An 8,349-nucleotide genomic window follows, 5' to 3' on the forward strand; every position below is an offset into this window, starting at 1 on the left:
TCGAACTCGTCGATCCCGACCTGGTCTACGAGGGCGAGGCCGAGATCGACCTGGGGGGACGCAGGGCGGCGCTGCGGGCCGTCGGGCCGGCGCACACGGGCTCCGACCAGGTCATCGTCATCGACGACCGGGTGCTGTTCGGCGGCGATCTCATCGAGACCCGGATCTTCCCGATCGCGCCGTACTTCCCGCCTCACGACGTGGACGTGGACTGCGGCGGCTGGATCGGCGTCCTCGACGACCTGATCGCCCACGCCCCGGAGATCGTCGTGCCCGGCCACGGCGAGGTGGGCGGCACCTCGCTGATCCGCGACGTCCGCGACTACCTCGACTACGTGTACGGGGAGGTCTTCCGGCTGCGCGCGGCCGGCGCCTCCGCCGACGAGACGGCCGCCCGGATCGACAAGGACGCCCGCGCCCGCTGGACCACCTGGGAACGCCCCGAGTGGATCGGCTTCGCCGCCCGCGCCATCTACGCCGGCGCGCACCGATGACCGGCCGCTCCAACACAAACCCCACCTCACCGGATTCGTCCACCCCGGGCAACGGGGAAACAGACCGCCGCAACGTGGAAGGCCGCGAGGCGGGAGGCGGCGAAGCGAGAGCGGGGGAGACGAGCGCGCAGGACACGTGCGGCCGGGACGCGGACGGCCGGGACGCGGATGGCCGCGACGCGAGCGGGCCGGTCGCGAGCGGGCCGCTCGCGGGCGGCGGGGAGGTGAGTGGTCCCGAGGTGGCCGGATGGGAGCAAGAAGGGCGGCGGGAGCGGGGGATCGTGGCCTATGCGAGGATTTTCGGTGCTCCCGAGCAGGAGATGCCCGCCGTGTTCGCCGCGCGGGTGGGAACGGGGTTCACCGAGGAGGCGTTGCAGGCCGCCGGGGGCGCTGCCTGGTCGCACCCCGCCCTCACCGGACGCGACCGCAGCATCGCCGTCCTCACCGCCCTGGTCGCCCAGGGCGTCTCCGGCGACCGTCTCCTCACCCACCTGAGGCTGGCCCGCGAGCACGGGCTCGGCGACGACGCCCTCACCGCCCTCATGACGCTCCTGGCCTCCTACCTCGGCTATCCCCGGGCCTCCCAGGCCATGGAAACCGTCCACGCCACGGCGACCGAGCCTCCCACACGCCCGGCTCCGGCCCACCTCGCCCATGACCACGTACACCCCTCACCAAAACGGGAGAGCATATGAGCAGCCCCGAGGCAGTCATCGCCGCCCTGCGCACCGAGTACGACCGGCTGGCCGGACTGGTGTCCACCCTTGGCGAGGACGACCTGACCAGGCCGTCCGGCGCGGCCGAATGGGACGTCTCCCAGGTACCGAGGCCGGCACTTCGTCGACCGCTGCGCCGTCGAGCAGGCAGACCACGACGAGCGGGCTGGCCGCCACAGCCTCCGTGGCCGCCGTGGCACCGGCGTCGGCCAGCGGCGCGCTCTTGCTCGTGGTCCGGTTCCAGACCGTCGTGCGATATCCGCGGTCGACGAACGTTCTGGCGATCGCCGATCCCATGGCACCCAGACCGAGCACGGTGACCCGGCTCGCCGCGGTGGTGGGGTTGTCAGTCGTCGCTGTTGTCGTCGTCATGGTGATCCCTTTCGTGTCGGATTCGGGTCGAAGGAATGGTCGCCGGCTCGGCTCGGGAAGACCGCCCGACAGCGGTCATGCCGTGCTCGCCGGGTCGACGCTGGACAGCTTGTCGGGGTTGAGGATGCCGAAGATGGCGTGGATGCGTCCGTCGCGGATGGGGCCGGTGACACCGCCGATGGACCAAATGGCGGAGGCCCGAAGCCCTGTCCAGATGTGGCCACGGCTGGGGGGTGGATTTTTGCCCGCGATCAAGTTTTATAACAGACAAACGGCGTCGCCGCCCCCGCCAACGGTTCGAGAGGATCCTATGGACTTTCCTACTCCCGCTTACGTGAGCCTCCTGAATGCCCACAAGGGGATCGACATCGAGGGCGCGTCCACCGAAAACGGTGCCCGCGCCATACTGTGGGATTTCACGCTTGGGGCCAACCAGCGATTCACGTTCAAGCCCGGCAACGCCGTTCATGGAGAGGCCATCTACTGCATGATCGCCGAACATTCCGGAAAGGCGTTGAAGGCCGTCCACGATCCCGAACCGCGGGTGGTGCAGGGCGACTTCGACCCAATGGACATCAATATAGCCTTCCACATCCGGCAGCCCCCTCAGGCGAGCCGGGGGTACTGGATCGTGTCCGTGCCTACGAGCATGGTGCTGGCCGTGGACTCCACCACTGCGGGCTCGCCGCTGGTGCTCACGGGTCCGAACCCGACCTCCACCAACCAATTGTGGTTGTTCGGGGCCAAGCCCATATAGGAGACCCGCTGCTCGCAGACAGATCCGGATGCGCGGCCACGGCGACGAAGATGGTGATCAGGATCGAGTCGGCAAAGGAGGCAGCCGACGACGCTGCTGCTCCCTGCCCTGGGGAGCAGAAGGTCAGGGGTATGAGTTTTCTCGGCCGCGCTGGGCGGAGGCCGTCTGATCAGCCGAAACTGACTAGACGGCCTTCTTGCGTTCGGCCGTCCGCTCGGGCGAGAGTCAACGTTCTTGTAGTTCATCGCGTCGCCTGAAGGGTTCGTGAAAATGCCGGACCCTCACCGAACTCCTGGAGATGTGCCGCGAGGGCGTCCACGTCGGCCGTGCGATTGATGGATGGGCTCCGGTGGCCCGTCCCGTGAGATAGTCGCTCTCGTTCTGAATACGTGTCGGTGAGCGGAGATAATGCGTGTCGGACAGTCTCACGCAGATCAGCCGGACTGCATGACTAACATCCGCCCAGCTCAGGGCATTAAATTTTGATCTTGGCCGGAATTGCCCGTACCTCGGCTGGACCCGATTTGGAGCGACAGGGCACGAATGCTCGCCCACAGGCATGTTTTCTGAGGCGACGGTCACGACCTCCGAGGAAAGTTGCGCTGTTCCGGGGTCAAGGTCTATGAAGCAGGCGTGGCCGAGGGCCTTCACTGCCAAAAAACTTCTTCATAGGTCGCCGGTCCCGGGCCGGACCGGGCAGCCACTGCTCACGCGCTCCCGGTGAGGTGGACGCACGAGCTATTGCGGAGTTACCTCGCCGGCGCCTCACCCCTGCCCTTCGGCCGGTTGAGGCGCCGACGGGCCGGTCAGATCCAGTCGGCGATCGCGCCGCAACTGCACAGTTCCGTATGGCGTGGGGTGGCCGACAGCAGAGCAGCCAGACACCGCAGACGAACCCCCGAGATCCGGACCAATACTTACCGCATGCGACCGAACACGCACCGGAAACCGCTCAAGATCTGGAAGTAGCCAGCCGAACAGCATGCTGACCAGGGTTAACAACCCTCGAATGTACTTCGTGACAGCTTCGTTAACGGCAGGCCTGGTCGGGTCGCTACGCGACCCGACCACCATCACGGAAGATCGAGGTTGATCCGACAGGTGCGACTCTGTACGCCCTCGCGGAGGAATGAGGGTTTCATGACTTCTCCGGTGACAACGTGTGCGGGTTCTGGAGTCGGTCGACCGGTAGCTGTTCGTCGCAGATGCGGTCGAGCAGGGCCTGTTCGTGGCTGATGACGAGCAGCCCGAGTTCGCGGTCGCGAACGATGTCGATGAGCATGTGCCAGATCTGAGCCTGAGTGATGGCATCGAACATGGTCGTCATCTCGTCGGCGACGATGTATCGGGTGTCGGCCCGGAGGGCTCGGGCGATGCAGAACCGCTGTAGTTCGCCGCCGGACAGCTCCTCGGGCCAGCGGTCGAGCCATTCACGACGGATTCCGACTCGCTCGAGCGTCTCCGGCGAGGGGCGATGGGATTCGCCGAGTACCGATCGCATTCGCCACCGGGGGTTCACCGCGTGTTCCGGGTGCTGGTGGATGAGCTGGACCGGCCTGAAACCCCGGCGCGGCAGCGGGAGGCCGTCGACGAGGATTTCCCCGGACCGGGGTCGGAGGTCGCCGGCGATGAGGGCGCCCAGGGTCGATTTTCCCGTGCCGCTCGGGCCGGTGAGGCCGACTACGGTCCCGGACTCGATTCGGAGGTTCGCAGCCTTGTAGAGCGGTTCTCCGCCGGGGTAGGCGAAGGTGAGGTCCCTCACGATGAGTGCCATTGTTCACCTTCCGGGGAGAACTCGTTCTGCGGCAGGGCACGCCAGAGAGCGCGTGCGAACGGGTGTCGCAGGTCGTCGCCGTGGCCGGTGAAGCCGGATGCCGCTTCCACGGTGAGGAGCCGGCCTGCGTGCATGACGGCGACCCTCCGGGAGACGGCGATCGCGGCGAAGATGTCGTGCGTTATGAGAAGGACGGAGGCACCGCCTTCCGATAGCTCGCGCAGGTGGCCCAGGATCTCGGCGACGGCGTCTGCGTGCAGCCCGGGTGTCGGCTCGTCGGCGATGACCAGGCGGACCGTGTCGCGGACGCTGGTGGCGAAGAGCACGCGGCGCAGCATCCCGCCGGACAGCTGGAACGGGTACCGCCGTCCCACGTCGTCCGCCAGCCCGTACCGGGAGAACAGCGCTCGCTGTTGTTCATGGGCCGTCCGGGGGTCGAGTCCGATACGGACCTGCCTGCCGACGGTCATCAGCGGATCGAGGTTGTTCACGGACTGGGGGATGTAGGAGATCTCGCTGCCGCGCAGCGTCCGGAGCCTGCGCTCGTCGAGGAGCGTCCCGTCGAACAGGATGCGCCCGGAGACGGTCGCGTTGGCGGGGAGGATTCCGAGTATCGCCTGCGCGAGGAGGGTCTTGCCCGATCCGCTCGCTCCGATCACGGCGAGGATCTCTCCCGGGGCGATGTCGAGGCTGAGCGACGTCACACCGGTCACCGTGCGTGCGCGTGTGGCGCCCGCGTACCGGGTGAAGCCGACGGAGAGGTTTTCGAGGGACAGCAGGGGAGGTGTCATGTCGGTTGTCATCCGTTCGCGGTTCGCGGATCGAGCCGGGCGCGCAGTCGGTCCCCGAGGCGGGCGAAGCAGAGGACGACCAGGAGAAGCGCGAGACCGGGGAACACGGCAAGCCACCATTTCCCGCTGAGGATGTGGGGCATGCCTTCGGAGAGGAGGATGCCGATCGCGGGTGTCTGCGGGGAGAATCCGAAGCCGAGGAAAGTGAGCGCCGCCTCGTGCAGCACCACGTGCGGGAACATGAGCACGAAGCCGACCATCAGCTGAGGCCACGCGAGCGGGAGAATGTGCCTGGAGGCGATGAACAGGGGGGATTTGCCGAGGCCTCGTGACACTTTGACGAAGTCGGCGTCCCGGAGTTGTTTCGTGTCGGCCCGGACGAGCAGTGCGAGCGCCATCCAGTGTGTGGTGGCGATGCCCAGCATGATGCCGGGGATCCCGCCGCCGACGGTGAAGGCGATCAGGATCATGAAGATGAGGTGCGGGATGCCGATGAACAGATCGATCGCCCACGAGATGGCGTTGTCGAACCACCGGGCCGACAAGGCGGCCGCGATGCCGAGCACTGCCGAGATCGCGGTGCTGAGCAGCGCGGTTGCCACTCCGATGGCGAGCGAGAGGGCGAGACCCTTGACCACGCGGGTGAGCATGTCGCGTCCCAGGTGGTCCGTGCCGAAGGGGTGCTCGGGACTCGGCGCGAGCAGCCGCGATCCGATGTCGGAGGTCAGTGCCGAGCCGTCCGAGAGCACGCTTCCCAGGACGATGGCGAGGACGAGCGCGCCCGTGAGAACGAGTGATCGGATCAGCGAGCCGCGTCGGCGTGGTTCGGCGGGGATCGCGGGGTGCGCGGTGGTGCTCATAGCCGGTTCCTGACACGAGGATCGATCGCTGCGTTGATCAGGTCTGCGATCAGGTTTCCCGCGAACACGAACGCGGAGCTGATCAGGACGATCCCCAGCAGCAGCGGGACGTCTCCGCCGAGCGCCGAGGCCGTCAGCGTCGACCCGAGTCCCGGATAGGAGAAGACCGTCTCGGCGAGGACGGATCCGCCGAACAGTTCCGCGAAGTAGGCAAACTGCAGCGTGACCGCCGGGACGATCGAGTTGCGGAGGCCGTGGTTCCGGAAGAGGGAGCCGCCCCGCTCGCCGCGGGCCCGGGCGAAGACGACGTAGTCGCTGTGCAGGACGTCGGTCATCCTCTCCCGGGTGTGCATGGCGATGTTCGCGACTCCGATCAGCGAGAGCGTGGCGGCGGGGAGCGCGAAATGGTGCAGGCGCTGCGCGAAGGTCACCTCGTCGGCCGGAACGCCATGGGGGCCGGCGAGTCCGACCGGGAACCAGCCGAGCCGGACGGCGAACGCCACGAGGAAGATGATGCCGAGCCAGAACGTCGGCGTCGACGAGAGCACGTAGCTGTAGCCGGTGATGATCCGGTCGGCGAGCCGGCCCCGGTGGAACGCGGCGATCACGCCGAGGCAGTAGCCGAGGACACCGGAAAGCACCCACGCCACGCCCATGAGCGCGACCGATGCCCAGAACCGTTCACCGATCACAGCGGAGACCGGCGCCTTGTAGAGCGTCGACACACCGAGGTCGCCCTCGAGCATCGCGCGCGCCCAAGCGGAGTACTGCTCGATCGGGGATCCGTCGAGACCCCAGTACTCGCGCAGACGTGCGAGCTGCTCGTCGGTGACGTTCACGTCAGCGCCGATGTACGCCTGGATCGGGTCGACCGGGGAGTTGAGGACGAGCGCGAAGGCCAGCACCGACACGCCGATCAGGAGCGTCGCGAACCGCAGGACGCGGATCGTGACGCTCCGGACGAGCCCGGCCGTGCCGGTGCGGGCGCTCCGCGATTTCAGCCGCTCCATTTCCAGTCCGCGATCGTGTTGAACAGCGCCCACTCGTGGCCGTGGCCCTGAATCGGCTGATCGCCCAGGTCGAGGCCGTCCCGCACCAGATACAGGTGGTCGATCCTCACCAGCCACACGATCGGAGCGTCGCCGTTCTCCCCGGCGAACCCGGACTTACCATCCCACTGCGCCAGCTTCCAGGACTTGTTGGCCTCCTCCGGTGTCGTCGCCGCGAGCCCCGCGGAGAGGTGCTTGTCCACGGCCGCATTCGAGTACTGCGGCATGTTGTTGTAGCCAGTGTCGATCGTCTTGGACGAGTACATCCCGAAGAGCTGGTGGGCGTGATGACGGCCGCCGCCCCACGTGACCGCGTTCGCCTTGCCGTCCAGATAGATCCCGTCCCAGGTCGTCCCCTTGGCCGTGATCTCGATCCCCAGCTTGCGGGCCTGGTCGGCCACGACGAGAGCGAGGTCGCTGCGCAGCTGGTCGTCCGAGGGGTAGAGCAGCGTGAACTGCGCCTTGGCGCCGTCCTTCTCCACGATCCCGTCGCCGTCGGAGTCCGCCCAGCCTCCCTTTTCCAGGATCTGCTTGGCGTCGTCCGTCCGCCCGTCCTCGAAGACGGTCTCCTCGTTGAACCACGGCAGGCCGTCGACCAGGGTGTAGGCCGGTCGTCCATGGCCCTGCAGGACGAGCTCGACGATCCCCTCACGGTCCAGGCCGATGTTCAGGGCCCGGCGGACCGCCGGATCGGAGGTGACGTCGTTCCCGACCTTGACGTCGTTGCCGCGGATCTTCCCGGAGTTGCCTGCCGGGAGCGTCGGCAGTGTGAGACCGCGCGAATCCACTGTCTCGAAGCTCTGCAGCGTCATGCCGGGGATCTTCTGGTCCGCGAACGCCGGCGGCACGTAGGCGATGTCGACCGACCCGGACTTCGCGGCGGCGAGTGCGGCGTCCTCGGCCAGGAACAGGAAGGTCAGCTTGGTGAACTTCACCGTGTCCCCGTACCAGTACGGGTTCGGCTCCAGGATCACCTGCTGCCCGTCCTGGAAGTCCTTGACCCGGTACGGGCCCGAGCCGATCGGATCGCTCGAGTAGTCCGGGCCGTAGTGGGCCTTCGGAAGAATCGGGATCTCCGACAGCTCGCTGACGAAAGTCGACCGGGGCTCGCTGAGGCGGAATTCGACGTGCGAGTCGTCGACAGCGACGATCTTGTCGACGAAGCTCAGATCGAACCGGGTGCCGTCCTTCTTCAGCAGCTCGTAGGTGAACGCCACATCCTGTGCCGTCACCGGCTCGCCAGTCGACCAGCGCGCGTTGTCCCGCACCGTGAAGCTCCACACCAGCGCGTCCTCGCTCACCGAGTACTTCGAGGCGAGATCATCGACGAAGTTCACCTTGGAATCGATCGCGAGAAGCGAGCTGTGAATCGGCCGGATCTGCGCCGGCCGCGAGCCCCACCCCTTGAGGGGGTCGAACTCGCCCCCCGCGATGTCGCCCACAGCGATCACCAGCTCGGTCCCGCGTGCCCCCGCCCCCGCGGCGCCGCTGTTCCCCGCAGCGCAGCCGGTGGCCATCGACGAAAGAACGACGGCC

General features: G+C 67.3%; 9 protein-coding genes. 3 read left to right on the forward strand and 6 right to left on the reverse strand.

What is annotated here, in order from left to right; translation table 11 throughout:
• Together ABD841_RS07285 and ABD841_RS07290 are read left to right on the forward strand one after the other, a co-directional pair.
• A partial coding sequence (locus ABD841_RS07285; protein WP_344969120.1) for an MBL fold metallo-hydrolase occupies positions 1-494 on the forward strand: 494 nt, incomplete at its 5' end.
• 224 nt (positions 495-718) lie between these two features.
• Positions 719-1,189 (forward strand): carboxymuconolactone decarboxylase family protein, encoded by a 471-nt coding sequence (locus ABD841_RS07290; RefSeq protein WP_344969121.1) that lies wholly within the window; start codon positions 719-721, stop codon positions 1,187-1,189.
• 15 nt (positions 1,190-1,204) lie between these two features.
• Here ABD841_RS07290 and ABD841_RS07295 read toward each other — a convergent pair whose 3' ends face one another.
• Entirely contained in the window at positions 1,205-1,507 is a 303-nt protein-coding gene (locus tag ABD841_RS07295) for an NAD(P)-binding domain-containing protein (RefSeq protein WP_344969389.1), read from the reverse strand.
• Between ABD841_RS07295 and ABD841_RS07300 the strand changes: the two genes are divergently transcribed.
• A complete protein-coding gene (locus tag ABD841_RS07300; protein WP_344969402.1) occupies positions 1,395-2,339 on the forward strand; it encodes an RICIN domain-containing protein in 945 nt (314 codons plus the stop codon). The genes ABD841_RS07295 and ABD841_RS07300 overlap by 113 nt on opposite strands.
• Before the next feature lie 1,138 nt (positions 2,340-3,477).
• On the opposite strand, the gene ABD841_RS07305 is transcribed toward ABD841_RS07300, so the two are convergent.
• Genes ABD841_RS07305 through ABD841_RS07325 form a run of 5 tightly spaced genes read right to left on the reverse strand, consistent with a single transcriptional unit; the run spans position 3,478 to position 8,330 of the window.
• Positions 3,478-4,113 carry an ABC transporter ATP-binding protein gene (locus ABD841_RS07305; RefSeq protein ID WP_344969123.1) on the reverse strand — a complete coding sequence of 212 codons (636 nt, stop codon included), beginning with the start codon at positions 4,111-4,113 and terminating at the stop codon, positions 3,478-3,480.
• Positions 4,098-4,904 (reverse strand): ATP-binding cassette domain-containing protein, encoded by an 807-nt coding sequence (locus ABD841_RS07310; protein WP_344969125.1) that lies wholly within the window; start codon positions 4,902-4,904, stop codon positions 4,098-4,100. Before ABD841_RS07310 ends, ABD841_RS07305 begins: the two co-directional genes overlap by 16 nt.
• An 8-nt stretch (positions 4,905-4,912) precedes the next feature.
• The gene (locus tag ABD841_RS07315; protein WP_344969126.1) at positions 4,913-5,764 is read right to left on the reverse strand and encodes an ABC transporter permease; all 852 of its coding nucleotides are present in this window, start codon (positions 5,762-5,764) and stop codon (positions 4,913-4,915) included.
• Positions 5,761-6,774 carry an ABC transporter permease gene (locus tag ABD841_RS07320; protein WP_344969128.1) on the reverse strand — a complete coding sequence of 338 codons (1,014 nt, stop codon included), beginning with the start codon at positions 6,772-6,774 and terminating at the stop codon, positions 5,761-5,763. The genes ABD841_RS07315 and ABD841_RS07320 overlap by 4 nt, the downstream gene beginning before the upstream one ends.
• Positions 6,762-8,330, reverse strand: coding sequence for an ABC transporter substrate-binding protein (locus ABD841_RS07325; protein ID WP_344969129.1), 1,569 nt, complete (start codon positions 8,328-8,330; stop codon positions 6,762-6,764). The genes ABD841_RS07320 and ABD841_RS07325 overlap by 13 nt, the downstream gene beginning before the upstream one ends.
• Between the last annotated feature and the right edge of the window lie 19 nt (positions 8,331-8,349).

Source organism: Streptosporangium fragile, from assembly GCF_039534445.1.
GTDB classification, from domain to species: Bacteria; Actinomycetota; Actinomycetes; order Streptosporangiales; family Streptosporangiaceae; genus Streptosporangium; species Streptosporangium fragile.

Coding starts and splice junctions, on each gene's coding strand:
- ABD841_RS07295 (WP_344969389.1), bottom strand. CDS start 1,507: ATGGGATCGGCGATCGCCAGAACGTTCGTCGACCGCGGATATCGCACG.
- ABD841_RS07305 (WP_344969123.1), bottom strand. CDS start 4,113: ATGGCACTCATCGTGAGGGACCTCACCTTCGCCTACCCCGGCGGAGAA.
- ABD841_RS07310 (WP_344969125.1), bottom strand. CDS start 4,904: ATGACACCTCCCCTGCTGTCCCTCGAAAACCTCTCCGTCGGCTTCACC.
- ABD841_RS07315 (WP_344969126.1), bottom strand. CDS start 5,764: ATGAGCACCACCGCGCACCCCGCGATCCCCGCCGAACCACGCCGACGC.
- ABD841_RS07320 (WP_344969128.1), bottom strand. CDS start 6,774: ATGGAGCGGCTGAAATCGCGGAGCGCCCGCACCGGCACGGCCGGGCTC.
- ABD841_RS07325 (WP_344969129.1), bottom strand. CDS start 8,330: ATGGCCACCGGCTGCGCTGCGGGGAACAGCGGCGCCGCGGGGGCGGGG.